This is a genomic window from Paenarthrobacter sp. Z7-10 (genome assembly GCF_026932795.1).
Taxonomy (GTDB): domain Bacteria; phylum Actinomycetota; class Actinomycetes; order Actinomycetales; family Micrococcaceae; genus Arthrobacter_M.
The window spans coordinates 1-26,965 of record NZ_JADPVH010000048.1 but is presented as its reverse complement, the minus strand read 5'-3'; the positions used below and the strand labels follow the sequence as shown (position 1 = coordinate 26,965).

Here is a 26,965-nt window from a genome sequence, read left to right as displayed (position 1 = left end):
CGCGTAGTTCCCGGCCAGCAGAGGACCTGTCATGGTTGCTGGAAATGTCACAGCCATCAGCCGTAATCCGGATCAGTTGGACCTTTTCGCCGTGCACGACGACGGCCGCGTCTGGACCATGTGGTGGAATCCCGCCACCGGATGGTCCGATTGGCGCTCGCTGGGCGGATTTTTTCCGGTGGGGGCACGGATAACTGCCACCTCAAGGAGTTCGGGAAACCTGGATCTGTTCATCACGGGTAATGATGGCCGGGTTTATACCTCGTGGTGGTACGAGGGCGGCGATTGGTCCGGCATCAACGACAATTGGCGTTCGCTGGGTGGTTTCTTTCCGGCTGGCGCGCCGGTGGCGGCAGTGGCCCGTTCATCGAACAATTTGGATCTGTTCATCACGGGTAATGATGGCCGGGTTTATACCTCGTGGTGGTATGCCGGGGCGGATTGGTCCGGGGTGAATGACAATTGGCGTTCGCTGGGTGGTATCTTTCCCGCTGGCGCGCCGGTGGCGGTGACGTCGCGGTCGGCGGGTAATTTGGATCTGTTCATCACGGGTAATGATGGCCGGGTCTACACGTCGTGGTGGTATGACGGCGCCGACTGGTCCGGGGTAAATGACAACTGGCGTTCGTTGGGTGGTTTCTTTCCGGCCGGTGCGCCGGTGGCGGGAGTGGCCCGTTCATCGAACAATTTGGATCTGTTCATCACGGGTAATGATGGACGGGTTTATACCTCGTGGTGGTATGCCGGGGCGGATTGGTCCGGGGTAAATGACAATTGGCGTTCGCTGGGTGGTTTCTTTCCCCCTGGCGCGCCGGTGGCGGTGACGTCGCGGTCGGCGGGTAATTTGGATCTATTCATCACGGGTAATGATGGCCGGGTCTACACGTCGTGGTGGTATGACGGCGCCGACTGGTCCGGGGTAAATGACAACTGGCGTTCGCTGGGTGGTTTCTTTCCGGCCGGCGCGCCGTTGGCGGCGACAGCACGATCGGCCAGGAATCTGGACTTGTTCATCACCGGAAACGACGCCCAAATCTATACCTCCTGGTGGTACGAAGGCGTCGATTGGTCCGGCGTCAATGACAATTGGGCGCTGCTCGATAAATCACACCAACGCATCTTCAGCGCCCAGATCGCGAGCGGCGGGCTGGCGGCGCTGGGCGGCTGGGGCGAAGTGACAGTATTCGACGACGGGACCACCCGCTGGCGTGGACATGCACACGACAGCGGCGCGGACGGCTACGACTTTGGCGTCAGTGCCCTGCTGGGAGACAGGAACGGCCACGCAATTGCATTGGCCCATTCCGGACACGTGGGCGGAACCTTTACCGCGGGGTCCCGTAACCACGATTGGGATGACAGGTATCCTGGTCAACCCATCCTCAGCGCCCACTACGCGGATTTCGCCGGCGGGGATTTCCACTTCAGCACCGATTACTCCTCCGACATTGGCTCCACCCTGGAGTCGGCCGTCAGCTTCGTAACCCGCTGGCTGGTCGGTTCCACTCCTCTGGGCCAAGCCATTGGTCTGGTGATTTTCGTCGGCGTCGAGGTGGGCTCGCTGATCAGTACCGGCTCGCTGGTCCCGGGGGCCCGCGTCGTTGAAGGCGTGCTGTGGCTGGCAGGGCCCTCCAACACCCTGTTGGCCCTTGCCGCGGAGGGCATCGCTTCCGCCGGCAGCCGAACCCGGGAACTGAGCGAGGAGGAATACAACTGGGCCGATGCCCAGGTCTTTGCCGGAACGCTTCCACCCAGGGACCGGATCGTGTTGACGGATACCATTGGCGGAGGCAACCGCGCCTTCACTTTTCCCCGTTTCGACTCGAAAATTACCGTCAACATGGGTCCCGAGGCTTTTGACGACCCGCGCCAATATCATGTCGGTGACGGTTCCAAATCCTACGGGGAAGTTTTCATCCACGAACTGACGCATGCTTGGCAGATCGCCCACACGCCGATGGAGCTCTCGCTGCTGGCCGATGCCCTGGCCAGCAAGATCTGCGAGGCAGGCGGCGGAAATCCGTACAGCTATGGTCCGGCGGGCCAACCATACGCAGATTTTAACCTGGAGCAGCAGGCGCAGATCGTCAGCGACTGGTATTCCGGCCGGAACAATCCCGCCGCCATGGACCCCGGCAGCACCTACTTCCGCTACGTGGCTGCCAATATCCGCACCGGACAGTATTAGCCCGCCTACTCAGTATCCTGCCGGAATTACCTATTGCCCACCCCGTTCTGTCCAGTCATAATTCTCTGGAATGAGCCGGAAAAGCGTCGCCGTGCGGTTGCGGGCGCGGGGAGGTTCAGCAATAAAGGGAGGCGGGTCAGCATGTTGTTTTCGGGAATTGCGGCTGCAAAGTTGGTCACCCCTGGCCGGCACCGTCGGTATAACCCTGGAACCAGCCTTGCACGGACGGTATGTCTCGTGGTGCTTGCGCTGGTCCTGGCGGTGCTGGTTCCCTCAAGCCCGGCCTCGGCCCTGCAGCCCGGGCACCAGTCCGTGGTGGTCAGCGCCCAGCCGAACAGGACAACCCCGCACGTGCTGGACGGCTACGTCAGCGGCTTCGCCCAGGTCGGCGACATCGTCGTCGTCGTCGGCAACTTCACCCAGGTCCGCACCCAGGCCAGCACCACAATCATTCCCCGGACGAACATCTTCGCTTTCAAGTTCTCCACCGGCGAGATCACTTCCTTCGCGCCCGCCGTTAACGGTGAGGTCATGGACGTGCTCGCAGTCGGGGGCACCAGCAATCAGATCTGGATCGCCGGCGGTTTCTCCACGGTGAACGGCACCACCCAGCGCGCCGTGGCTAAGCTCGACGTCACCACCGGGACGCGGGACGCGAGCTTCAAGACGCCGGCCTTCGACGGGCGCATCCACCAGGTCATGCTGCGCAACGGCAAGCTCTATGTCACCGGCAGGTTCAACAACGTCGCGGGTAAGCCCTGGCCCCTGTTCGCCGCCGTCAACCCGGTCACCGGTGCACAGTTGCCCGAGGTCCGGCTGGACATCAGCGGACCCCGCAACGGTGGTGCCCTCTCCATCCTGCGCGCAGATATCACCCCTGACGGGTCCAAGCTGGTCGCTATCGGCAACTTCACGGTCGTCAACGGCGCCTCACGCACCCAGATTTTCATGGCGGACCTGACCACGTCCCCGACGTCCCTGGCGAACTGGTCCACAACCAGGTTCGAACCGCTGTGCAGCACCCACTTCGAGAGCTACATGCGCGACATTGACATCTCTCCGGATGGTACGTTCTTCGCTGTCGCCACCACGGGCGCCTACTACGCGAACACCATGTGTGATGCGAGTTCGCGCTGGAATATCGTCACCACGGGCGCTAACCAGCAGCCGACCTGGATCGACTACACCGGCGGGGACACCATCACCCGGATCGCAGTCACCAACGCCGCTGTTTACGTCGGCGGCCACTTCAGCTATCTCAATAACCCGTTCGTCGGCGACGCCGTCGGACCCGGCGCAGTCAACCGTGAAGGCCTGGCGGCCCTGGATCCACGCACCGGCATCCCGACGACGTGGAACCCAGGCCGCACCCGCGGCTACGGTGTTTACTCCTTCTGGGCCACCGACGCCGGCCTGTGGATCGGCAGCGACACCGACCGGATCTCCAACTACCAGTACCACGGCCGGATGGCATTCATGCCCGTAACCGGAGGATTCGCCATGCCGCCGGAAGAGGCCGGAAGCCTGCCTGGATCTGTCTTCGCCGCGGGCGGTGCCAAGGACGACATGGGTGCGACATTACCGGCCAGCTCGCTTGTCCGCAGGGAGTTCAGCGGCACCGCCGTGACCGCTTCGACAACTCTTTCCACCAGCACTGATTTCTCCACCGTACGCGGGCTGTTCATGCTGGACGGCAAACTGTACTCAGCCCACTCCGACGGAACGCTCCAGGCCCAGACCTTTGACCGCACGACACTCGGCACTGCAAGCATCGTTGAGCTGAACAACCTGCCGGCGTTCGTGTCAGACTTGAAGGTCATGACCTCGATGTTCTACGACCGGGTCACAGCCCGGCTCTACTACACCGTCTCGGGAAGCTCGAACCTTTATTACCGCTACTTCGAGCCTCAGAGCACCATCACCGGTGCCACCCGGTTCACTGCCTCCAGCGACCCCAAATTCGCCACCACCCGTTCCACCTTCATTGACGGCACCAACATCTACTTTGGGGATACCACCGGAGCCCTCACCCGCTATACCTGGAACTCCGCTTTAGGTACGGCGGTGAGCGGCACGGGCGTCGTCGTCTCAGGTCCCCTCGTCGACGGCATCAACTGGGCGGCCCGGGACAGCTTCATCTATGCAGGCACCCCGCAGTACCCCTAAAGACGACCCTCCGCGACCGCAAACAACAATGCACCGACAGGGAATGGGCTGGCCGGTCGGCGAGGTGGCTGCAATAGGCTTTGGCTATGCCCGACCTGCCGTTGCCGCTCGTCACATCCCGGCTAAGGCTGCGCCGGTTCACCCCCGGGGACTTGGCCCTATTTTGCATGGCACGGATAGCGATGTACATCGATTCCGGCTTCGACAAGGCGGGGGATTGGGCGGCTTCGCCGTTGAAGCCGTGGATGCGCCCGGCTTCCTGGGGGAAATCGCGCTCAAATGGGGAGCCGGTACGGCCGAGGGACCGAAGACAGGCGAAATCGGCTGGACCCTTACCCCAGGCGGCCGGGGACAAGGCTATGCAACTGAGGCCGCCTCCGCGGTTCTGGAGCTGACCTTTGAATTCTTGAATATCCACCGGATTGAAGCCCGGCTGGACGACCGAAACACCGCGTCCGCTGCCATCTGCGAACGGTTGGGCATGCGGCGGGAAGCACGACTGCTGGAGAACTGGTACCTCAAAGGCGAGTGGAGCAGCGACCTCGTATATGCCACCTTGGCGACGGAATGGCGCCAACACCGGAGCTGAGGCGCTCCGTCCGTTGTGCCGCGTGCCAACACCGCCGTAGCATTCTTCCTGGTGGCAAAACGCCGCAGAAGGAACGGTGGGGGACAGCATGAGAATTTCCAGGTGGCTTGCAGTGCTGGCGGCGGCGCTCGGGTTGGTGCTTGTCGTCCCCGGGACAGCCGGGACCGCCGGGACAGCCGGGACCGCCGGAACCGCAGCGACCGCCAAGCCGTCCTCCACGGACGGCGGTGGCATCGCGGCAAAATACAGATCGCTGGGCGGTTCCGCAGGCTATCTCGGACCGGCGGTCAGCCGGCTCAGCTGTGGACTTGTCCGCGGCGGCTGCGTGCAAAGTTTCCGCAGCGGCTACATCTACTTTTCGCCGGCCTCCGGGGCACACGTCACGCGAGGGGCCATCGCGGCGCGCTGGGCCGGACTTAAGTGGGAGCGCAGCGTCCTGGGCTACCCCGTCAACGAGATCCGCTGCGGACTGGCCGCTGGAGGCTGCGTGCAGAGCTTCCAAGGCGGAACGATGTATTGGACCGGGGCCGCCGGCGCGCATCCGGTACATGGAGCCATCGGCATTAAATGGTCGCAGCTCGGCTCAGAACGGAGCCTGTTGGGCTACCCTTCCGGCTCGGAAGTGTGCACCGGACAATCGCTGCGGACATGCAGCCAGGTCTTCAAGGGCGGCTCGATCAGCTGGAATTCGCGTGGACACATCAGCGTGATGCCCGGCACGGTGAGCCTCGGCGTCGTCGTCAATAAGCGCCGTCCGCTCTCCCCGCACAATTATGTACCGGCCGATCTCGTTCCGGTCGGGAATCAGTTGATGCGCCGTGAGGCAGCCGCACAGCTGAACAGGCTGATCGATGGGGCAACTGCGGCTGGCGTGTGGATCAGCACCGTCAGTGGCTATCGCTCCTACGCCTCCCAGCTCGCTCTGTACAACTACTACGCCTCGATTTACGGACGCGCCTACGCGGACAGCATTTCCGCCCGGGCCGGGTTCAGCGAACATCAAAGCGGCCTCGCCATGGATATCGGAAATCCCAGTGGGGCCTGCGCGCTGCAGGACTGTTTTGCCGGCACACCGGCCGGTTCCTTTGCGGCCGCCAATGCCTGGAAGTACGGCTTCATCGTCCGCTATCCGCAGGGGTACACCGGTATCACGGGCTACACCTATGAGCCATGGCATCTGCGGTATGTTGGCACCAAGGCGGCCACGGACATGCATAACCGCGGTGCACGCACGCTGGAGCAATATTTCGGCTTGGCTTCGGCGCCGTCGTACTAGCTGCCGCGGCGACCATCTCCGTGGTCAGGTAAGGAAACTACAGGAAGAGGGCGAGCCGTGAGCACATCCGAAACCAATGGTGACAAGGCTGCAGATCTGAACCGGCATGATCCGCAGACGGCCGGTTTAGAGGCCAAGGCCGAGCGGGTCCAGGGCGGAGATGACGAGAAGAAGGAAGAGTTGGAGGAGAAGGCTTACGGCGGCGACGACGAAACGCCCAACGTGCCGCTGCCCGGATAACGCCGGTGGATCGGCCGCCCCGGCCATATAACGCGCGCGCTTCGGCATTACGCGCGCGCATCGGCATAACGCGGACGAATTGGCCTCGCCCTGGTCATGGTTGTGGCGCCATCGAAGACTGCGGTCACCTGTCCGTCCTTATTTGCTTGTGACCGGGTTCGGCGGCTACGGCGCGGATTGGGCGTTGTTGATCCGCATGGTCTCCAGCAGATGCTCCAGCAGCGCACGCTGCGGATTGGCCGAGTGAGTGGCGATATGGCCCCGCAGCCGCGTTTTGACGTCGTGATCTGCGGCGCTGTCGGCACGCAGCACCGAACCGATGATCTGCAGCGCCTGGCGGCGCAGCGGCGGGATGTCAACCCAATCGGCGCGGGCAGATTCCGGGAAGGACCGGTTAACGGTTTCCCCGCTGGTCCGCGGCATGGTGTTTTGGGCAGAAAGGGACACGTCACTATTCCTGGTAGATTTGGGTCCCAGCTGAGCCTGGGGCCGCCGGAGGAGGCACGCCCGTGAGGGCGGAAGGCCAGTCCGTTGTTACGAGCATACGGCCTGCGAACCGGTCTGAGCTGAAAATCCTGCCGCAGTGAATACCGATTTGATAACGCGCTGCCGCTCCGGCCCGGACCAGTCCGGCGGCGGCAACGGCCTGACCCGCTGCCATGGACCAGCTCGGTGCACTTTGTCAACAGGTACTACGGCCGCCCGGCACCGGGCAGCGGCTCCAAAAAAGGAGTAGTCGCTACTCGTTTCCGCACTGTCGGCGCCACCTTAGGCTCGTTCCTGACAGTTCCTCCAGCCAGGAGCTGCGGCCTGGACGAGAGTTCAGGGCCGGGGGCCGGCGGCACAGTCTCTGAGACCGGACTCGTGCCGCCGGTTCTCCTCGCATTGGCCTACGGACGCCGGATTGGCTCGGGGCGCTGGTTCCTGGCTCGGCCGATGGAGTGGAAACTGGCAGGTGTGCCAGCTCCGGCCGTCCGCGGTGACGGCGAAAGCCTCGATGCCGGGGAGCTGCTCGATCCAGTCCCGGGCCGCTTCCCCCATGGCCAGCGCCGCCGTGGCATAGGCATCGACGACGGTCAGCCGTTCGCCTGTAAGCGTGATGCTGGCCAAGGTTGTCGCCGGCCGTCCGGTAAACGGATCAACAACGTGCAGTCTGCGTTCGGCGGTGCTGGAGGTGGCGACGGCAAAATCCGCACCGGTCGTGGGTCCGGAGACGGTGGTGGCCAGTGTACGCGGCTGGAATGGACTGGCGACGCCGATGGTCCACGGTCGCGCGGGCGCCGGAAGACCCACGAATTGGATGTCGCCCCCGCCGTTGAGCGCGTGGACGGTGGACCCGGCGTTGCGCAGGAAGATGCTGACTTTCTCGATGGCCCAACCCTTGACCATGCCGGAGGGGTCGAGGCGGCCGTTGATGCTGGTGCTGAAGTAATTGCTGCTGCGTTCCCCGGCCTCGGCCGCGAGGCCAAGAACCTCGCGGACCTCGGGGGAGCAGTCTGAGGGGGCAATCTCGCCGCGGTCCATACGGCTGATCTCGCTGTCCGCACGGTAGGTGGAAAACATGGCGTCCATCCGATGCAGCCAGCGGATGGCCTCCTCCAGTGCGGTGAGCGGGACGCCTGCTCCGCGGATGTCGAAGGAGAAAACCGTGCCCATGCAGTGCTCCACCCGGCGGACCGGCGCACGCGGACCGCTTCCGGAGGTCAATGGATGCCTGCTTGATCGAGGGCGCTTTGCAAGGACGCCAGATAGCCCTCACTGGTGTAGGTGCCGCCGGAAACCATGTCCACCTGCGCGCTCTGGGCTGCCAGCACCTCCTGGGTGAGCTGTGGCACGGCATAGCTGTTGATCTGCTGGTCACGCCCGCTCTCGGAAGGCACCTGGAGCGCTGTCACGCCGGTGATTTTGCTTCCGGTAACGGTGACCTGCACCTGGACCGGGCCATAGCGCGTGTTGACGGCGGTACCGATGAACGTCTGCACCCCTCCAGCGGGAGCGGCGGCCGTAGGCGCGGTCGCCGACGGACTGGCAGCCGACGGACTGGGGATAGACGGGCTCGCGGCCGGCGGGCTGACGGCCGACGACGTCGGGTCGGGAACTGCCTGCGCGATGGGGTGGGTCTTGAAACCCAGCAGCAGCACCAGACCGGTGATTGTGGCGGCGATGGTAAGAATGACGCGGCGCAAGGGAACTCTCCTACAGCTCGAAGGACTCGGAATGAATCTGGCGGCGGCGGACGCCTGCGGCGCGCAGACCCTGCACCGCCGTCGTCGTCCAGGCCGGCGGACCGCATACGTAAACGTCGCGCTCGCTCAGGTCCGGAACGAGCTGGGCCAGCCGCCTGGGGGACAGGACATCGGCCCCACGCCGCTGCCGGGAACCGAGCAGATAGTGCACCCCGGTTCCCCTCCCGGCGGCGATGGCGTCAAGCTCGGACCGAAACAGGATATCTGCCTCACTCCGGGCCCGGTAGAGCAGTACGACGTTGCCGGGCAGGGTTTCGAACAGGGCCCGCAAGGGGGTGATGCCCACTCCTGCGGCAAGAAGCAGAACCTTGTCCCGGGTGCGGGCAGCGGCGGTGAAGGCACCGTAGGGTCCCTCGGCCAGCACCCGCGTTCCGGGCCGGAGATGTTTCAGCCGGTGGCTGTGCTCACCAAGATCCTTCACGCTCAGCCGCATAGCGTCCGCGACCGGCGGGGCCGACAGTGAGAAGGGATTGGCGGCCCACCACGCATGCCTGGTGAGGAACCGCCACCGGAAGAACTGGCCCGATTCCACGGCCAGCTCGTCCAGATGCCGGCCGGTAACGACGATCGAGACCACGCCGGGACCCTCGCGGTAGAGATGCGATACGCGCAACTGGTGGCGCAGCGCCTGGCGGACGGGCAGCAGGAACCGGTACCAAAGGAGCACGACGCCGACGCCGATGTACAAGATTGACCACACCACCCGCGCGGGCAGGTTGTCGACGAAATCGGCACCGGCGGAAAACTGATGGCTGAACGCGAGCGCTGTCGCCAGATAGGTGTAAAAGTGCAGATAAAACCAGGTTTCGTAGCGCAGCCGGGACCGGGCCGCCCGGGCGGAGATCAGTCCAACGCCGAGCAACAGTAGCCCGGCCACGGTCGCGGCCAGCACATTCGGATAACTCAGCAGCAGGACGGCGCTTTGGTTGACGACATCGGTGTTGGCCTGCACGGCGTAGCCCCACGTGATGAGCAAGCCATGGACGACGACGAGGCTCACCGTATAGCGGCCGCCCATGGCATGCCAGCGCGCCAGCCGATCGGTACCCACACCGTGCTCCAGCGCCGGGATGCGTGCCATCAGCGCGATCAGCACAATGACGGCGTAGCCAGCCAGCAACCCGGTTATCCTACCGGCATTAATGAGCCAGTCGGCCAGCCCGGCAACGGAGGGCGTATCGAACCACCACAAAGCAAGCACGGCGGCCGCGCCGGCCCAGACCAGACCAGACACAGCAGCACGCTGGGATTGGCCCGTCGGCGCACCGCCGGTCCTTGCCGGGACATGCTTCTGAGCGCGGGCTGCTCAAGCATTTCGGCCATCGGTCGATCCTTACGTCGGAACAGGGAGAGTTCGCGGCCGGCATTTCCGGAACGTTGCTTCTGGAACAACATTAAAGCCGGGCCCCTTACCCCGCCATTCGAAAGGCTGTGAATGAGCTGTGTGTTCCCTGCACAGGCGAGCCGGTCGCAGCGCTGCCGGCTCGCACAGGGTCCGGCAGGACTCTAGGCTGTGCAGGGTGAAACAACGAACAAAGCTGCCGCCGGCGCTGGGCCAAACCCTGGCGGTGGCTGGCGGCCTCGTGATGCCGGTGCAGGCCAGGCTCAACGGCGCGCTGGCCCAGCACCTGCAGGACAACATCGCGGCCGCGCTGGTAAGTTTCGTTACGGGCCTGGTGGTGGCTGCGGTGCTCTGCGCAGCCTTGCCGCGAGGTCGGGCCGGTGTGGCGCGAATCGTGCCGGCGCTCCGGCTGAGGCAGATCCGCCCCTGGTACATGCTCTGTGGACTCGTTGGAGCCTATTATGTGCTGTCCCAGGCAGCCACCATCGGGGTACTGGGCGTGGCCCTGTTCACCGTCGCCGTGGTGGCCGGGAGCAGCGTCAGCGGATTGATGACGGACAGTATCGGATTCGGCCCGGCCGGCCGACGGCGGATCACTCCGGTTCGGCTGCTGAGTGTGGCTTTGATACTGATCGCGGTGACGTGGGCCGTGTCACCCCGATTCGGCTCCGGACCCGCGGCCGCGGCCGTGCTTCCGCTGCTGATGCCCCTGGCTGCGGGTCTGCTGCAATCGCCGCAGCAGGGCGCGATCGGCTTTCTGGCAGTGGTCTACCGGACGCCACTGGCGTCCACGCTGGTCAACTTTTTGGGCGGTACGCTCTTTTTGACGCTGGCGTGGCTGGCCAAGGTGCTGGTCGCCGGGCCCGCGGCCGCTCTTCCGGGCGAGTGGTGGCTGTATTTGGGCGGGCCACTCGGATGCCTTTTCGTGGTGCTCGGCGGCCTGCTGGTGAAGGTCATCGGCGTGCTGCAGCTGGGCCTGGGCGTTATTTCCGGTCAGATGCTCGGATCGCTGGTGCTGGACCTGAGCTTCCCGACGCCCGGGACGGTGGTGGCGCCGGAAACCATTTTCGGAACCGTCCTTACCCTGGCCGCGGTCGTTCTTGCCACGCTGCCCTGGCCCGCAGGTGCGCTGCGGACCAGGGCAAAGTAGCTGCCGGCAGCGCCGAGTTAGGAAATGCGGTTGCTGTTGCGGTGATCGGCTTTTTCGCCGTGGTGGCTCCCACCGCCGTGGCTACCGCGACCGTCGTCGCTTTGACCGTTGTTGTCGTGGTTGCCGTTGTCGCCCTGACCGCCGCCGTCGTCGTCCTTGCCCGAGATAATGGAGGCAACAGCGCCGGTCTGTTCGTTGAGCAGCACCTTGTCGCTGCGCTGGTGTTTGAAGTCGAACATGGCCATGATGCTGCCGGCGTCGGCATCGGCGGATCCATCCCCGATCTGTCCGGTATGCCAGTTGTCCTCGATGAAGCGCAGAATGGAGGATTGGTCCGTCTGCGTGTGGTCAACAAAGTTTTTCTTCGCAAAGGCAGATATGACCACCAAGGGCTGACGGGGGCCAGGGCCGCAACGGTCCGCATAGCCGTTCGCGGCCGGGACGCCCTTGTTGTAGGCATTCAGGCACCATGCGGCGTCGTCGTCGGAGTTGGAAGCATTCTTCACGGCCGCGGCGACATGGTCGTACCAGCCATCGGAGTCATCGTAGGCCAGCACGATCGCCGTGCTGTTCCAATTTTTTGACTTTTCGATGGCGTTGACCTGGGCGGTGATGAATTTCTGTTCGTCGATCGGGTCGGAGTAGGCGGCGTGGCCGTCCTGGTAGCTGCCGGCCTTCAGGAAAGAAACAGCGGGCATGTTATCCGAGTTGACCACCTTGTCGAAGCTGGTCATGTCGTATTGGTGGTTCGCCTGGCCGCTGTGTCCAATTTCGGCCGTGCTGGCAGGCGCCAAGTGATGCGGATTGGCCGTCGAGGCATAGTACTGGAATGGTTCGTGGTGCGGGCTGTAGTCATTGACAGCCCCGCCTGCGACGTTGGTGTGGGTGCTCCCGCAAATGGCCGCAGAGCTTGCGGTCGCGGCCGTGGTGGGAGCGAAGCCGCCCTGGAACCAGCCCCAGCTGACATTCTTGGCATTGAGCAGGTCGCCGATGTTTTTGCCCTGCATGCCCAGCAGATTGTTGGAGTTGGCGTGATTGTTGTTGGAGCAGTCATCGTGGACCGGGTCCGGGTCGTTGATAACGGTGCCCACACCGTTGGCGTCCGGAACACGAACGGCATAGTCGCTCTGCGCGGGCGTGACGGGCTGACCGGTGGCGGTGAATTCGGCGGCACCGTGAGTCTGCCCGGATACCAGATTCAGGGCCCCTGGGGTTGACGGGCCGAAGGTGGTGCTGAAGTGGGCGTCACTCATGGCGTAGTTTTGGGCGTAATTCCAAATGCCCGTGACGGTGTTGCCGTCGTAGTAGTCCATGGTCAGTCCTGGGCGGCCATACTGGTTCGCGCCGCAGGCATCCCGGCTGGTGTACTTGACGAACTGATCCATGGCGCCGCCGTTGTAGGCGTTTTGTTCGGCGGTGTAATTGTGGTCCTGATCGCAGGTCACGGCCTGGGATGGACTGAGGCGGGACGGCTGGACCGAGTTGGGGTTGTTGGGCGCGAGCAGGTTGTCCTGACGCAACGTGGCGATGTTCTTCGGCGTGCTCTTAGCCGGATGGAAGCCGGCGGCGGGAATTCCGGTGCCCTGCTGGGTTTCGCCGGGGATGTTCGCCGCCTGCGGATAAGTGGCGAAGTAATGGTCGAAGGAGACGTTCTCACCGAAGATCACCACCACATGTTTGATTGGGGTGGCGGTGGTGCCGTGGTGTCCGGTGGGAGGGCCATGGTGTTGCGCTGCCATGGCGGCCGGCGCTCCAAGGCCAACCATCCCCGCGGTGAGGGCCGAGGCCAAGGCTGCTGCCCCGGCAGCAGTTTCCCAGCGTCGTCTGTGCAGCTGCTTCATTCGGATTCCCATCCTCATTCTTAGTCGATGGCGCCCACCGGTGGACTGGACGTCATCCAGCCGGCCGGTACGGCCCGTGCAGTAACGAATCTAGCGCCTGGATTTGTCGCGCCACCGCTGCTGCGGTGGCCAGCGAAGATCATTTGGCAACAATTCGCCGCCGATTAATCTGGCGTCCACCGGCCGTCGCCCACCGAGGCATCTATAAGCCTCGGCTCTCTGTCTGGAATGAATGGCCGGCGTTACCTGTTGACGCAGATGGGACCGAAGCCGATGTTCGGCGTTCGGTCCTGTCGGGTTTTGCTCCATGGCCGACCGCAAACCCTTCCAATCAACCAACAGTTACCGGAGAAATATGCTTACCGTCAACGCTTACGCCGCCCCGTCCGCGACCGAGGACCTTGTCCCGACCACCATCGAGCGGCGCGACGTCGGCCCCCACGATGTGCTGATTGACATCAAGTTTGCCGGCATCTGCCACTCCGACATCCACACCGTCCGCGGCGAGTGGGGTCCGCAGTCCTACCCGCTGGCACCCGGCCACGAAATTGCCGGAATCGTCTCCGAGGTCGGTTCCGCCGTCACCAAGCATGCCGTGGGCGACCGGGTCGGAGTCGGCTGCATGGTGAACTCCTGCGGCGAGTGTGCAAACTGCCAGGCCGGCGAGGAACAGTACTGCCTGAAAGGCAACACCGGCACTTACGGCGCCGTCGACCGCGACGGCACGATCACCCAGGGCGGTTACTCCACCCACGTCGTCGTAACCGAAGACTTCGTCGTCACGATCCCGGAAGGCATCGAGCTCGACGCCGCCGCGCCACTGCTGTGCGCCGGCATCACCACTTACTCCCCGCTGCGCCACTGGGGGGCCGGCCCGGGCAAGAAGGTCGCCGTCGTCGGACTGGGCGGACTTGGTCACATGGCGGTGAAGATCGCGCACGCGATGGGTGCCCACGTCACGGTCCTTTCCCAGTCGCTGAAGAAGCAGGAGGACGGTCTTCGCCTCGGCGCGGACGAGTATTTCGCTACTTCGGACTCCGGAACTTTCGAGACGCTCGCCGGCACTTTCGACCTGATTGTGAACACCGTCAGCGCGAAAATCAACGTCGACGAGTACCTGTCCCTGCTGGCACTCGACGGCGCCCTGGTCAATGTCGGCGCTCCGGCCGAGCCCCTGTCGCTGAACGCCTTCTCCCTGATCGCCGGCCGCCACTCCTTTGCCGGCTCGATGATCGGCGGCATCCGCGAAACTCAGGAAATGCTTGATTTCTGTGCCGAGCACAAGCTGGGCGCCGAAATCGAGGTCATCCCGGCCAGCCAGATCAACGAAGCGTATGAGAGGGTCCTGGCCTCCGACGTGCGCTACCGGTTCGTCATCGACGCCTCCACGCTGAGCTAACCTGCCGAGCCGGACACCCGGTGACCTCCGGGTCAAGCGGTACCCGACAGTCCCCTCGTTCCAAGAGAACCGGGGGACTGTCGTGCGTCCGCGGCAGGGTTGCGCCGCCGGGGTTTGAGCGCGTCCGCCGCCATCATGCAGACGCAGGAAAATACCCCGCATTGACTGCCCCGATTCGTTTCGATGTCACTATCTGCACCCCTCATAGCCCTGCATATATGGCGCATGGCAACCAGAGGCGCGCTGCGCCTTGCAGAGGAGTACGCTCTTGCTATCACATACCGCAGGAGGAAAACCATGCCTGTTTCTGAGGACGCAATATCAGCTTTTCGCGCCTCGTTTGGGGGACAGGTGATCATCCCGGGTCACCCCGGATACGACGAGGCCCGATCGGTATGGAACGGAGACATCGACCGCAGGCCGGCAGCCATTGTCCGGCCTGGGACCCCTGCCCAGGTGGCCGACGCCATTACCTTCGCCCGGGCCGAGGGCCTGGAATTAGCTGTCCGCGGCGGCGGCCACAGCTATGCCGGCCACGGCGTCAATGATGGCGGCCTGATGATCAACCTGGGCACGATGAACACGGTCAACGTGGATCCGGAGACCCGGCGGGCGCGTTGTGGCCCCGGCACCACGTGGGAGCAGTTGGACGGAGCCACTCAGCAGTATGGCCTGGCGGTGACGGGCGGGTTCATCAGCCACACGGGGGTGGCCGGTCTGACCTTGGGAGGCGGCATCGGCTGGTTGACCGGCCGCGCCGGCCTGACGTGCGACAGTCTCGTTTCGGCCGAAGTCGTGACCGCCGAAGGACGCATCGTGAGCGCCTCCGCCCAAAGTAATCCCGACCTTTTTTGGGCACTGCGCGGGGGCGGAGGGAACTTCGGCATCGTCACCACGTTCGAATTCGCACTCCATCAGGTCCCGCCGATGGCCAACGTGGCGATCTTCTTCTGGAGCACCGAGCATGGGCGGGACGGGCTGCGGTTCAGCCGGGACCTGGGGGCGACGCTTCCGGACGATATGGGCTACCTGATCGCGGGCCTCAGTGCCCCGCCGGCTCCATTCGTTCCGCCGGAGTACCAGGGCCAGCCCGGTTTTGCCCTGATCGTGGTCAATTGGGGCTCGGCCGAGGACCATGAAAAGGCCCTCGAGGCCGTCCAACAGATGGCCCCGGCCCCGCAGTGGCAGCTGATTACCCCTATCCCGTACGTCCAGCTCCAGCACATGTTCGACGATGCCGCTCCCTGGGGTGCCTACTCCTACGAGAAAGCGCTGTATCTGGACGACCTCAGCGACGAAGCCATCGACGTTCTCGTCGAGCATCTGCCACGAAGAGCCTCGCCCCTGTCCTTCGTCCCGATCTTTCCCCTGACCGGTGCATTCTCCCGGGTGGCCGACGGCGATACGGCCTTTGGCGGCAGCCGGCAGGGCAAGTGGGTCCTCAATATCTCGGCCAGCTGTCCGACGCCGGAATTGCTTCCGCAGGAACGCGAATGGGTCCGGACATTTTGGACGGCGATGCGTGCCAAGGCACCGGGATCCGGCACCTACGTGAATTTCCTGGCCGATGCCGACGAGGACCGGATCCGTGCCTCGTATGGAGCGCAGAAGTACGACAGACTCGCGCAGGTCAAGGCCGACTGGGACCCCTATAACGTGTTCCACCGCAACGCGAACATCAGGCCGGCCCAACTGGCCCCGCCGGCCGCCGGGTAACCGGCGGGCTGCGCCGGCCGGTTGCCGGGCTCCATGTCGGTCGCTGGATTGTGTCGTTGATGCGGCCGTAACCGCCGGGCTGTTCCCCCTTCCGACACGTGTCCATGTCGGCCGCTGGACTGTGCCGCCTTTGCGGAAATGAGCCGCCCGAAATCTGTCCAAGGTCCGCTTCGAGGACTATGATCGCGAGCATGACCCCGGGTGATGTTGGGGGCGCTACGCCGGCAGTCCTGGCGGACCTGGCGAGCTTGGCCGCGGCCCTGGACGGCGTGGTACCGGCCCGGACGGAGTCGAATCTATTGATCGGAACGTGGAACCTGCGGGCGTTCGCCGATCTGACCGCCAAGTGGGAAGCAGCACCATCCGATTCCCCGAAGCGTGACTGGCGCGCTGTGGCGTGCATCGCCGAAGTAATCTCCCGCTTCGATGTGGTGGCCGTGCAGGAGGTGCGCCGGGATACCACGGCGCTGAGGTTCTTGCTGGCCCGGCTCGGAACCAACTGGCGGGCCATCACCTCCGATGTCACCCAGGGCGACGCCGGGAACGGGGAGCGGTTGACCTTCCTGTACGAGAGCACCAGAATCCAGCCCTCGGGCCTGGTCGGGGAAATTGTCCTGCCACCAGCCGCGCAAGGACCGGTCCTGCAGTTTGCCCGCACCCCGTATGCGGCGGGCTTCACCCGCGGGTCCGTCGGCTTCACCAGGGGATCCGTCGGCTTTACCCTGACCACGGTGCACGTGATGTGGGGGACCACGCAAACGGATCGGCTGCCGGAGATCACCGCGTTTGCGCAGTGGATGCGCGCCTGGGCTGACGAGCCAAAGGATTTGAACGAGAACCTTCTGGTACTGGGCGACTTCAACCTGGACCGGATCGGCAACCCGCTCTACGAGGCGTTCGTCTCCACGGGACTGTGGCCGCCAACGGAATTGAATAATGTTCCGCGCACCGTGTTCGACAACGACACGTCCACGCACTTCTACGACCAGATCGCCTGGTTCTCCAAAGACACGGGAGCCTCGCTGCTGCATGGCCTGACCTACCAGGGCAAGGCAGGCACCTTCGACTTCATCCCCCATGCCTTTGCCGGGCATACCCGGCTCGATGTCTCATGGCGAATCTCGGACCACTACCCGTTGTGGATCGAATTCCAGCTCTGAGGCTGAGGCATCGCGCAGCTGACACGCCGCCTCCGTTCCGAGCACTGCAAACAACGTAGACCAGGCACTTGGCTTCGCGACACGGACGCTGTCGCCCAGGACGGCCCTCCTTCCGTAGACTCGAGGGATATTCGACATGTCTCCTCGAGAGAGACAAGCCCGCCACAGGAAAGCCATCGATGAAGATTATCGTCCTAGTAAAGGAGGTCCCCGACACCTACGGGGACCGAAAACTGAACCTTGAAACAGGCCTCGCCGATCGCGAAGCCAGCGAGGCTGTCATTGATGAGATAAGTGAGCGGTCCTTGGAGCTGGCGCTGTCATTTGCCGACGCGAACGCGGGCACGGAGGTCGCAGTCCTCACCTTGGCTTCCGAGGGCGCGACGGCGACGATACGCAAGGCGCTCGCGATGGGAGCGGGGAGCGCCATCCACGTCTCTGACGAGGCGCTTCGGGGTGCCGATCTGGGACTTACGGCCGAAACCCTCGCAGCCGCGATCCGTCGCGTTGGCTTTGACCTGGTGATCACCGGCAATGTCTCCACCGATGGATCCGGCGGCATGATTCCCGCGATGCTTGCCGAATTGCTCGATGTGCCGCATGCCACCGGCCTCAGCTCCGTCACGATCAGCGACGGCGCGGTGTCTGGCTCCAGGCCCGTTGAATCCGGCGTGCAGCAGGTATCAGCGAACCTTCCGGCGGTGCTTTCCATTACCGAGGCGCTTCCCGGCGCGCGCTTTCCGAATTTCAAGGGAATTATGGCGGCCAAGAAGAGGCCCCTGGAAGTGCTTTCCCTTTCAGACCTCGGAATCACGGCCGACAACCCGGAAGCGGCGCGTTCAATCATGCTGACAGTTGCGGAGAAGCCCCCGCGTGCAGCGGGCGTAAAGATCATTGACGAGGGTGATGCCGGCGATAGGCTCGCCGACTTCCTTGTAGAAAACCGACTGGCGTAGGAGAAACGACATGGCTGAATTTCCTCCTAACGCAATCCTCGTCGTCGTCGAAACTCAGGCCACCGGTGGGCTTGAGAAGGCTGCGGCCGGACTCGTCGGTGCTGCCGCCGCGGTCGGCACGCCGGTTGCATTGGTTCTTGCTGCACCCGGCGCTGGGAGCATCGCCGCCGCAGAGGCCGCTGTCCTGGGTGCCGCGCGCGTACTTACCGCGGAGACCGCGGATCCTTCCGCGCTCGGCGTACCGAGCGTTGATGCTCTGGCCGCCGCCGCGGAGCTGGTGCAGCCGGACGCGATCCTGATCTCGCACTCCCTGAACGGGCGGGACCTTGCCGGCCGTTTCGCTGCTCGTTCTCGTGCGGCGATCTGTGCCGATGCGATTGGGGTGGCTCGCGATGAAGAGGGCGTGGTGGCACACCAATCCGTCTACGGCGGTGCCTACAACGTGACGTCGGCGCCCACCTTCGGCGCGCCGGTGATTACGGTTCGCCAGGGCGCCATCGAAGCGCGTGCCGAGGCTCAGCCTGAGTTGTCAGAGACTTTGGCCGTGACGCCCTCCGGGAAACCGGCCGCTCGGATCGACTCCTTCGAGGAGGCAGTCGGTGCCTCCACGCGGCCGGAGCTGCGTGGTGCCGCGAAGGTCGTCGCGGGTGGCCGCGGCTTCGGCTCGGAGGAGCAGTTCGAATTGGTTGGCCAGCTCGCCGATGCACTCGGCGCTGCCGTTGGGGCCTCGCGGGCCGCGGTGGATGCAGGCTACGTCCCCCAGTCATACCAGGTCGGTCAGACCGGGGTTTCGGTGTCATCCCAGTTGTACATAGCGCTGGGCATTTCCGGTGCGATCCAGCACCGCGCGGGAATGCAGACCTCGAAGATGATCGTTGCCGTTAACAAGGATGCGGACGCGCCGATCTTTGAGATCGCCGATTTTGGTGTCGTCGGTGACCTTTTCACGGTCGTGCCCCAGCTGATCAGCGCACTCGAGGCTCGGAAGAAGCAGTGATGGCCCCTCTGTCCCGATCCATTCGGCGCGGCCTGCCGCGTGTCGAAGGCGGTGACCCCTGGCCCGCAGCAGGCCAGGGACCCGAACGCCTGGTAGCGGAGGAGGCGGCATCCCCGTCGTCGTCTGTTCCCGGCGTGGAATCGGCCGCTGCCGGACCAGCGGCCGCTACGCTTGCTGCCCCCGCTGCTGCTCAGGAACCGCCTGCTGCGGCGATGTCGGCGTCCACCGCTGTTCAGGAACCGTCTCCTGCGGCGATGTCGGCTTCCACCGCTGTTCAGGAGACGTCCGCTGCGGCGGCGTCGGCTCCAGTCCCTGCAGCGGCTCGGGAAACGGTTACTCCTGCGGCGATGTCGGCTTCCGACTCCGATGCGAACACAGGCGCCACGGCTGCCTGGCAGCTTCGCCGTGGCCTGCCGCGTGTGCCGGGCGGGGAGCCTTGGCCGCCGGCGGGCGAGGTTTCAGTATCCATGGCGGCCCCAACCGGTTCCCGGACCGCAGCCGCCGCGCTCGCCCCGGTTGGTGTTGTCCCCGCACAATCCGTACCGACTACGACGACGGCCGCGCCCGCGGCTGCGCCAACCACGGCGCCCGCGGCTGCGCCAACCACCGCACCCGCCGGGCGGACGACTGCAACCACGTCGCTTCGTCGCGGGCTTCCCCGTGTCCCCAATGGTGAACCATGGCCGCCCAAAGGACTGGCGCCTGCCGCCGCTCCTGCCGTCGTCGTCGACCCTGCCGCCGCTCCTGCCGTCGTCGTCGACCCTGCCGCCGCTCCTGCCGTCGTCGTCGACCCTGCCGCGCAGGAAGATCATGGACTCATCGCTCAGCCCCCCGCCCCGGTCGCGGGCAGGGCAGAGGCCGTGGCCGCAGCGGAGCGCTCACCAAGCACGACTGCGCCTGCGGTCAAAACGGTCCCAAAACCGGCAGCGCCAAAGACCGCTGCCGCTGCCGCTGACAAGCCCGCGCGTGCAAAGGCCCAAGCTGGACTAAACGGGGCGCGGACCCAAGGTCAGTGGATCAAGCTGGTCGCGCTCCTCGCGGTTGGCGCTGTGGCCGCTGCAGGGATTCTTGTGCTCGCCGCGCGCGGTGTGACGACGCTGCCGGGTGTGCCGGCGTTCCTCGCAAGGTACCCCGGCGAGTATCAACTGCCCGCTGCGGCTGGGTCTGGCTTCCCGTGGTGGGCGCAGTGGACACACTTTATGAACATCTTCCTGATGGTGCTCATCATTCGCTCCGGCTATCAGGTGCGCACGCAGCAGAAGCCACCGGCGTTCTGGACACCGAAGAGCGGTGGCAAAAAGATCAGCATCAACCTGTGGCTGCACCAGTCGCTGGACATTCTGTGGTTGGCCACCGGACTCATCTACGTGGTGCTTTTGTTTGCCTCCGGCCGCTGGACGCGAATGGTGCCGACCAGCTGGGAGGTGTTCCCGAACGCGCTCTCCGCACTGCTGCAGTACATGACGCTCGACTGGCCCATCGAGAACGGCTGGGTGAACTACAACAGCCTGCAGCAGATTATGTACTTCATCGTGGTGTTCATCGCAGCCCCACTCGCGGCCATTACCGGTGCGCGCATGAGCGAATTCTGGCCGAAGGACGCGAAGAAGCTGAACCGGATTTATCCGGTGGAGATTGCGCGCGCGGTTCACTTCCCGACGATGTTATTTTTCGTGCTGTTCATTCTCATCCACGTGTTCCTGGTGTTGTCCACCGGGGCGCTGCGCAACCTGAACCACATGTTCGGCGGCACTGACGTGGTGAACTGGGTTGGGTTCTGGCTCTTCGCGGCCACAATCGCCGTCACGGTCGCCGGGTGGTACGCCGCCCGCCCACTCGTTCTCGCGCTGGTCGCGAAACCGTTCGGGAAGGTGAGCAGCCGTTAGCCTTCACCGGGAAGGTGAGCAGCCGTTAGCCTTCACCGGGAAGGTGATACGTCCACCCCCGACGCTGCGGATGGATTCTGGCTCCAGTAAATCCACTTGAGCAGTTGTGCCTGGTTGTTCTAGGCTGAAGGCGATACGGGCAATGGACGTGCAGTTGGTGGAAACGTGGTTGCCTGGTCCGGATGGTGGCGCCTGCGTCTGCAAATGCAACTGGAGATTCACTGTCCAGCACGGGATTCGTGGTCCATTTTTGGCCACTTCATTCTTCGCTTAGTTTCTCAGTCAGGGGCTCCCAAATTGATACGACCATCGCGAGCAGTGTCAGGGGCTGTCGGTGTTGTGACTCTTATATTGCCATTCGGTCTGACGGCCTGCTCGTCAGGCGTGGACGCTAATTCCTCGACGAATTCCAGTTCAACATCCACCACGCACCTCGTTGTCACTAACTGGCGCAATGGCGACGACGGCATGCTGGCCCTGCACTCCGGGGTGCTCGTCAAACTGCCCGATGGCTGCGTGGGGATGCGAGATGCCGCCCAGTCAAAGCCGGTCCTTCTCCGCTGGCGTGCCGGCACAGCTCTGTCCGCGGATGGGACGGCGGTCGTCGGATCCTCGGGCGAAAGATTCGACTTCGATTCAGAAATTGGGATGGGTGGTGGCTTCGGAGGCGCACCGGTTCCAAGTGAATGCGAGTCATCACTGTGGGCTGGCGTTTACGAAATCCAGCAGCCGCTGTAGGTCCGAAAACCTGGTGGGACCTCCGTGTTTCCGTCAGCGTCCTCCGACTACGCTGCCACCCGTGACGCAGCAGACCAGCGGATCGAGCTGCCGGTCTAAGTAACGTGGAATCGAGGTTTCATCGTGAAGGTCTTGGTTGTGGGCGCCGGCATCGCCGGCCCGACGGCGGCGTTTTGGCTGAACAAGGCGGGCCACCAGGTCACGATCGTGGAACATGCACCAGCGCTCCGCAGCGGCGGATACCTCGTTGACTTTTGGGGTGCAGGGTTCGACGTAGCCGAAAAGATGGGCATCGTGCCACAGCTGCAGCGGCGTGGGTACGTGATGACGGAAGCCAGGGCGGTTAATCGCGACGGTCGCCGGGTGGCATCTTTCAAACCCGAGGCCGTCATGGAGTCGGTCCAGCGATATTCAAGTCTCGCCCGCTCTGACCTCTCGGCAGTGATCTACGAAGCTCTCGGCGGCGCCGCCGAACTGATTCTGGGCGACACGGTGCAGGACCTGACGGACGACGGCGACCGGGTGCGGGTGACGTTCGAGAGCGGCAGAACCGGTGACTTCGACCTCGTGATCGGAGCAGACGGCCTTCACTCCAGGGTAAGAAGGCTCGCGTTCGGCCCGGATGAGGCATACGAGAGGTACCTGGGGATGGTCGTGGCCGCATTCGAAGCAGACCGGTACCCGGAACGCGACGAGCTCGTCGCGATGATGCACGCCGACATAGGTTTCCAGACGGTCCGACTTTCCCTTCGCGAAGACGCCACCCTGTTCCTGGTCTCCCTTCGACATGACGGTGACGCACCAACCGATCGCGCGGCACAGGAGAGCTTGCTGCGGGCAAAGCTCAGCGGCAAGGGCTGGGAGGTGCCCGCTATTCTCGACCGCATGTCCCAAGCCAAGAAGTTCTATTTTGATTCGGTAAGCCAGATCCGGATGCCGTCGTGGACGACGGGCCGGGTCGCCTTGGTCGGAGGTGCGGCAGCGTGCCCGTCATTCCTGGCCGGACAAGGCTCTGCACTCGCCATGGTCGAGGCCTACACGCTGGCGACGGAACTCGCGACAGCCGGCGACCACCGCGAGGCGTTTTCCCGCTATCAGCAGCGACTGATGCCCTTGCTGAAGTCCAAACAAAGATGCTGCAGTGGGTTTGGGGCTGGCGTTCGCACCCAAGAACAGGTTCCAACTTTTTGCAAGGAATACGGTGATGCGACTGATGGGACTGCCCAAGGTTGCAGACATCGTGATGGGCACGAGCTTTCACGATGCCGTTGAGCTGCCGCCGTTTCCCAAGACCGGGTCGGCCCACTAAGCGAATGGTTCGGCCCGCCATGGGAGACTATGGCGCGCAAGAGTGGTGTGCTTACCATCCCGCCGTGCCTGGGCCGCCCTTGAACGGACCAACGATCTGCTTGGTGATCCAACCGCCGTAGAAGTCGCCATCCTGGAAGGTAACCTGCTCGCCGTCGACCTCGCAGGAGTCCATGTGCCCCGGGTAGAGGGCCACACGCGTACTTAGCGCCTCGAACCCACGGGTGGGTTCCGGGTAGGTCCAGCCCGCACGGGGAAGGACGATTCCACCGGCAACGACGTCGAAGTAGTGCGCTTCTCCCTTGAACTCGCAGAAGCTGGTGCCCTGGACCGGGACGAGCGCACCGGCAGGGAACGAGTCCAACGGCAAGTAGTAGACAGGCGGATGACTCGTCTCCAGGACGCGCACTGCATCGGTGGTGTCGGCAATAACCTGCCCGCCAAGCCGCACAACGACCCGTTCCGATCGCGGCTCACCCCTTGGCGGCCGCGGGTAGTCCCACACCGATTCTTGACCGGCCCTGGGCTTGATGGGCTGGGGGCGCCGGAGGAAGCCAGGAAAACCGTGAGTAGGAGTCATGTCCCCATCCTGCCCTCTTTTGCTGGGATGCCACTGGGTGAATTGGGCTAGGCAGGCTGCCCCGTACTCGCTTAGGGTGGGAGTCGGACGAAAAGGAGCAGTATATGAAAAAGATTCTCATGGTACTCACCAGCGTTTCCGAGATCGGCGATACGGGCGAGAAGACCGGCTACAACGTGGCCGAGGCTGCACATCCTTGGAAGGTCTTTAAGGATTCCGGGCATTTCGTCGACTTCGCGTCCATCCAAGGCGGCCAGCCCCCGCAGGACGAGGTGGATTCGGAAGATCCCATCCAGGTTGCCTTCACGCAGGATGAAACCACGCGCGCCGGCCTCTACAACACGGCCCGCGTCGACGTCGTCGATCCCGAACAGTACGACGCCCTCTACCTCGTGGGTGGCCACGGCGCCATGTGGGACTTCCCGGACAGCAAAGGACTGCAGAACCTGGTGGCCAGCGTGTACAACGCCGGTGGCGTGGTGGGCGCGGTCTGCCACGGACCAGCCGGCTTGGTGAACGTGGAATTGAAGAACGGATTCCGCCTCGTTGCGGGCCGGACGGTGGCGGCCTTCACCAACGACGAGGAGGTTGCCGCAGGGAAGGACAAAGTCATCCCGTTCTTCTTGGCAGACCGGCTTGAGGAACAGGGCGCTACCCATGTCTCCGCGGACGTCTTCGCGGAGAAGGTCGTGGTGGACGAACGCCTGGTGACCGGCCAGAACCCCGCCTCCGCCGCCGGGGTGGCCAAGGAAATGGAGAAGCTCCTTGCGGAGGTCATTCACCATGAGAAGGCCGAGGAGCAGCACGAGGCCGAGGCCGTGCGTGCGGAGAAGGACGCCGAAAAGACCGCCAGGAAGGCCGCCGCCGACGACGCCCAGCACTGACGCCAACAGCGAACTGAAACTGATGGCCGCCCCGACGACGGGCAAAGGGCGGCTTGGGAATTGCGCAGAGACGTGGGGAGCAAAGTCGTCGGACGCTCCGGGGTGGTCATCGACGACCAGAACGTGATTGCGTGGGTGGAGCAACAAAGGTGACCAGGTGGTGAAGTGGTCCCGGGTCTGCGATCAGTTCGCGAAGCTTGGACGCCTCGACAGCTTTGCTTCGCAAGCTCGCCGCGCGGGGTGTCCCCGTGGCATCTCCCGATGCTACGACGGATGGGCTCGATTGAGTCGAGGCATCGGACACGACCTCCGCTTGCCACCAACTACGGCGAGTACTAGATTCTCGACAAGCGGTTGGAACCCACAAGCGGAAGGAGCCCCGTGCTGAGGCAGATTGCTGAGGGTGTGCTCACCCACGAGAGCGAGTTCTGCAAAAGCAACACCGTTGTCGTGCAAGGCCGGGCTGGCGTGTTGCTCATCGACCCCGGGGTGCACGGTGACGAACTGGCCTGCCTCGCGAACGACCTGTCCGATTCGGGCCAAACCGTTGTGGCAGGCTTCTCGACACATCCTCATTGGGATCATCTGCTCTGGCACGCGGAGCTCGGCTCGGCGCCCCGTTACGGCACCGCGCGCTGTGCGGCTACTGTCCGAGATCGACTATCGGAGGGGATCGATTCACGCAGGTTCGGCATTCCCGAGCAGGTACCACTGGACCTGCTCGGTCTCATTACCGGCCTGCCAGCCGAGATGGCGCAGATTCCTTGGGATGGCCCTCGTGTCCGGATTCTCGAGCATCAGGCGCATTCCCCTGGCCATGCCGCGCTGTTGATTGAGGAACGCGGGGTTCTCGTCGCCGGCGACATGCTTTCTGATGTCTTGATTCCGATGCTCGACTTGAACGGCTCTGCTGATCCGGTCGAGGACTACCTTGCCGCGCTGCGCCTGCTTGAGGGCGTGGCGGGCGGAGTCGATGTCCTGGTCCCCGGCCACGGGTCCATAGTCGGAGCCGATCAGGTTCGCGCACGGATTGACCGGGATCGGGCGTACGTGCACGCCTTGCGTGACGCGCAGGTTCCCGACGACCCACGGGTCGGCCCATCGGCCATGTCCGGCTGGGAGTGGGTGGGCGGGGTGCACGCACGGCAACTCCAGCTCCTGGCCGAAAGAAGGGAGCGCGACGGGACGCCCGGCTAGCGATGGCGCAGCCGCACCGCGGGCTGTCCGGTCAAAAGAACGCCCGCCTGCAGCTTTCGGGGATGTAGCGGTCGTGCAGGAAACTTCGGACTGCCGGATTTCGAACATTGCACCCAGGCTATAAGAGTCCGGTGGAGCTGCGATCAGTGAGCATTTCCGCATGCATCCGGAACTCGATGTCAGCTACGGGCTGGTCGTTAGGGTCCATCCCAAACAACCACGTTAGACCTTTCAGTCCTCGGGCGTCGCGACCGACAAGTAGCTCCGAAAAGCGATGACTCCCAGGACGGCGAGGTGTTCCGGTTGCCGTCCAGCTTACGGGCATGCTTACTCCTTGATTCTTGGCTAGGCTCTTGGGGTGTCTACCGGTTGGATTGTCCAAGTGATCGTGCTGAACGGCGGGTCGAGCTCCGGCAAATCCTCTATTGCCAGAGCGCTGCAGGAAATCCTCCCGGGCATCTGGTTGACGTTCGGCGTCGACGCGTTCATCGATGCCCTCCCTGGTAGGGGTGACAGCCCGCGCGCTGGAATTACTTTTGAGCCCGGTGGCACGATCGCCTTCAGCACTGAGCATCGGGCTTTGGAGCGCAGCTGGTATACCGGACTCGGTGCTATGGCTCAGGCAGGGGCCAACCTGATCCTCGATGAGGTCCTTCTCTCCGGTCGTGCTGGTCAGGAGCGTCTGCGGTCAACGTTCGGCGAAGCGGACCTGCTCTGGGTGGGGGTGCACTGCGACCCGGACGTCGCCGCATCCCGCGAGGCACAACGCCTGGACCGCGTGGAAGGAATGGCGCGGCAGCAAGCCTTGAGCGTGCACGCCGGAGCTGACTATGACGTAGAGGTCGACACAACCTATCGCTCAACTGATGACTGCGCACGTGACGTCGCAAGCCAGGCCTCCCTCGATTCATCGTCCGCTTAGGCTTCCCGTTGTGGCCCGCTTAGCCGAATCGAAGGGTGGGCGAGTTCTAGCGAACGTTGCAACACCCCCGACTAATCGGGAGTTGCAGCACCCATGGAATCAGCAGCAGTAAGTAGTTCATCGTTTTTGGGGAAGGGTTCGTCTTTTACGCAAGGGTCGGGTTTCCCGGTCAGGTCACGTCCGG

Annotated in this window: 24 protein-coding genes; 17 read left to right on the top strand and 7 right to left on the bottom strand. The window is 64.0% G+C overall.

Annotated elements, in window-relative coordinates:
- The first annotated feature begins 31 nt into the window (after nt 1-31).
- From IV498_RS13955 to IV498_RS13935, 5 genes are all read left to right on the top strand, one after another.
- Nucleotides 32-2,188 (top strand): hypothetical protein, encoded by a 2,157-nt coding sequence (locus tag IV498_RS13955; protein WP_269047553.1) that lies wholly within the window; start codon nt 32-34, stop codon nt 2,186-2,188.
- A gap of 237 nt (nt 2,189-2,425) precedes the next feature.
- A complete protein-coding gene (locus IV498_RS13950; protein WP_269047551.1) occupies nt 2,426-4,354 on the top strand; it encodes a hypothetical protein in 1,929 nt (642 codons plus the stop codon).
- A gap of 217 nt (nt 4,355-4,571) precedes the next feature.
- Entirely contained in the window at nt 4,572-4,943 is a 372-nt protein-coding gene (locus IV498_RS13945; RefSeq protein WP_269047549.1) for a GNAT family N-acetyltransferase, read from the top strand.
- Between the two features lie 88 nt (nt 4,944-5,031).
- Nucleotides 5,032-6,219: a D-alanyl-D-alanine carboxypeptidase family protein gene (locus tag IV498_RS13940; RefSeq protein WP_269047547.1), complete on the top strand. Its 1,188-nt coding sequence runs from the start codon at nt 5,032-5,034 to the stop codon at nt 6,217-6,219.
- Between the two features lie 57 nt (nt 6,220-6,276).
- A complete protein-coding gene (locus IV498_RS13935) occupies nt 6,277-6,459 on the top strand; it encodes a hypothetical protein (protein ID WP_269047545.1) in 183 nt (60 codons plus the stop codon).
- A 165-nt stretch (nt 6,460-6,624) separates the two neighbouring features.
- Here the strand turns inward: IV498_RS13935 and IV498_RS13930 are convergent, their stop codons facing one another.
- From IV498_RS13930 to IV498_RS13915, 4 genes are all read right to left on the bottom strand, one after another.
- Nucleotides 6,625-6,906: a hypothetical protein gene (locus IV498_RS13930; RefSeq protein WP_269047543.1), complete on the bottom strand. Its 282-nt coding sequence runs from the start codon at nt 6,904-6,906 to the stop codon at nt 6,625-6,627.
- A 375-nt stretch (nt 6,907-7,281) separates the two neighbouring features.
- Nucleotides 7,282-8,115 (bottom strand): FAD:protein FMN transferase, encoded by an 834-nt coding sequence (locus IV498_RS13925; protein WP_269047541.1) that lies wholly within the window; start codon nt 8,113-8,115, stop codon nt 7,282-7,284.
- A gap of 47 nt (nt 8,116-8,162) precedes the next feature.
- A complete protein-coding gene (locus IV498_RS13920; protein ID WP_269047539.1) occupies nt 8,163-8,645 on the bottom strand; it encodes an FMN-binding protein in 483 nt (160 codons plus the stop codon).
- Nucleotides 8,646-8,655: 10 nt separating this feature from the next.
- The gene (locus IV498_RS13915) at nt 8,656-9,939 is read right to left on the bottom strand and encodes a ferredoxin reductase family protein (RefSeq protein WP_269047537.1); all 1,284 of its coding nucleotides are present in this window, start codon (nt 9,937-9,939) and stop codon (nt 8,656-8,658) included.
- Between the two features lie 286 nt (nt 9,940-10,225).
- Here IV498_RS13915 and IV498_RS13910 point away from each other — a divergent pair, with 286 nt between their 5' ends.
- Entirely contained in the window at nt 10,226-11,197 is a 972-nt protein-coding gene (locus IV498_RS13910; protein ID WP_269047535.1) for a DMT family transporter, read from the top strand.
- Between the two features lie 17 nt (nt 11,198-11,214).
- Here the strand turns inward: IV498_RS13910 and IV498_RS13905 are convergent, their stop codons facing one another.
- Nucleotides 11,215-13,038, bottom strand: coding sequence for a phospholipase C (locus IV498_RS13905; protein WP_269047533.1), 1,824 nt, complete (start codon nt 13,036-13,038; stop codon nt 11,215-11,217).
- A 355-nt stretch (nt 13,039-13,393) separates the two neighbouring features.
- On the opposite strand from IV498_RS13905, the gene IV498_RS13900 reads away from it, so the two are divergent.
- From IV498_RS13900 to IV498_RS13880, 5 genes are all read left to right on the top strand, one after another.
- Nucleotides 13,394-14,437, top strand: a complete 1,044-nt coding sequence (locus IV498_RS13900; RefSeq protein ID WP_269047531.1) for an NAD(P)-dependent alcohol dehydrogenase — start codon at nt 13,394-13,396, stop codon at nt 14,435-14,437.
- A gap of 297 nt (nt 14,438-14,734) precedes the next feature.
- Entirely contained in the window at nt 14,735-16,153 is a 1,419-nt protein-coding gene (locus IV498_RS13895; RefSeq protein ID WP_269047529.1) for an FAD-binding oxidoreductase, read from the top strand.
- A 191-nt stretch (nt 16,154-16,344) separates the two neighbouring features.
- A complete protein-coding gene (locus IV498_RS13890; RefSeq protein ID WP_269047527.1) occupies nt 16,345-17,313 on the top strand; it encodes an endonuclease/exonuclease/phosphatase family protein in 969 nt (322 codons plus the stop codon).
- 179 nt (nt 17,314-17,492) lie between these two features.
- Nucleotides 17,493-18,269 (top strand): electron transfer flavoprotein subunit beta/FixA family protein, encoded by a 777-nt coding sequence (locus IV498_RS13885; protein ID WP_269047525.1) that lies wholly within the window; start codon nt 17,493-17,495, stop codon nt 18,267-18,269.
- 10 nt (nt 18,270-18,279) lie between these two features.
- Nucleotides 18,280-19,266: an electron transfer flavoprotein subunit alpha/FixB family protein gene (locus tag IV498_RS13880; RefSeq protein WP_269047523.1), complete on the top strand. Its 987-nt coding sequence runs from the start codon at nt 18,280-18,282 to the stop codon at nt 19,264-19,266.
- A 274-nt stretch (nt 19,267-19,540) separates the two neighbouring features.
- Here IV498_RS13880 and IV498_RS13875 read toward each other — a convergent pair whose 3' ends face one another.
- Complete coding sequence (locus IV498_RS13875) at nt 19,541-19,903, bottom strand: hypothetical protein (RefSeq protein WP_269047521.1); 363 nt, start codon at nt 19,901-19,903, stop codon at nt 19,541-19,543.
- Nucleotides 19,904-20,126: 223 nt separating this feature from the next.
- Between IV498_RS13875 and IV498_RS13870 the strand changes: the two genes are divergently transcribed.
- The 3 genes from IV498_RS13870 (at nt 20,127) to IV498_RS13860 (ending at nt 23,162) form a co-directional block, all read left to right on the top strand.
- On the top strand, nt 20,127-21,152 hold the full coding sequence (locus tag IV498_RS13870; protein ID WP_269047519.1) for a cytochrome b/b6 domain-containing protein: 1,026 nt from the start codon (nt 20,127-20,129) through the stop codon (nt 21,150-21,152).
- 339 nt (nt 21,153-21,491) lie between these two features.
- Complete coding sequence (locus IV498_RS13865) at nt 21,492-21,890, top strand: hypothetical protein (protein ID WP_269047517.1); 399 nt, start codon at nt 21,492-21,494, stop codon at nt 21,888-21,890.
- Between the two features lie 123 nt (nt 21,891-22,013).
- On the top strand, nt 22,014-23,162 hold the full coding sequence (locus IV498_RS13860) for an FAD-binding domain (protein ID WP_269047516.1): 1,149 nt from the start codon (nt 22,014-22,016) through the stop codon (nt 23,160-23,162).
- An 88-nt stretch (nt 23,163-23,250) separates the two neighbouring features.
- Here IV498_RS13860 and IV498_RS13855 read toward each other — a convergent pair whose 3' ends face one another.
- Complete coding sequence (locus tag IV498_RS13855; protein ID WP_269047514.1) at nt 23,251-23,778, bottom strand: DUF427 domain-containing protein; 528 nt, start codon at nt 23,776-23,778, stop codon at nt 23,251-23,253.
- A 104-nt stretch (nt 23,779-23,882) separates the two neighbouring features.
- Here IV498_RS13855 and IV498_RS13850 point away from each other — a divergent pair, with 104 nt between their 5' ends.
- The 3 genes from IV498_RS13850 to IV498_RS13840 all read left to right on the top strand — a co-directional run bounded on the left by IV498_RS13850 (nt 23,883) and on the right by IV498_RS13840 (nt 26,781).
- Nucleotides 23,883-24,662 carry a type 1 glutamine amidotransferase domain-containing protein gene (locus IV498_RS13850; protein WP_269047512.1) on the top strand — a complete coding sequence of 260 codons (780 nt, stop codon included), beginning with the start codon at nt 23,883-23,885 and terminating at the stop codon, nt 24,660-24,662.
- A 381-nt stretch (nt 24,663-25,043) separates the two neighbouring features.
- Nucleotides 25,044-25,859, top strand: coding sequence for an MBL fold metallo-hydrolase (locus tag IV498_RS13845; protein ID WP_269047510.1), 816 nt, complete (start codon nt 25,044-25,046; stop codon nt 25,857-25,859).
- A gap of 358 nt (nt 25,860-26,217) precedes the next feature.
- Nucleotides 26,218-26,781: a chloramphenicol phosphotransferase CPT family protein gene (locus IV498_RS13840; protein WP_269047508.1), complete on the top strand. Its 564-nt coding sequence runs from the start codon at nt 26,218-26,220 to the stop codon at nt 26,779-26,781.
- The last annotated feature ends 184 nt before the right edge of the window (nt 26,782-26,965 follow it).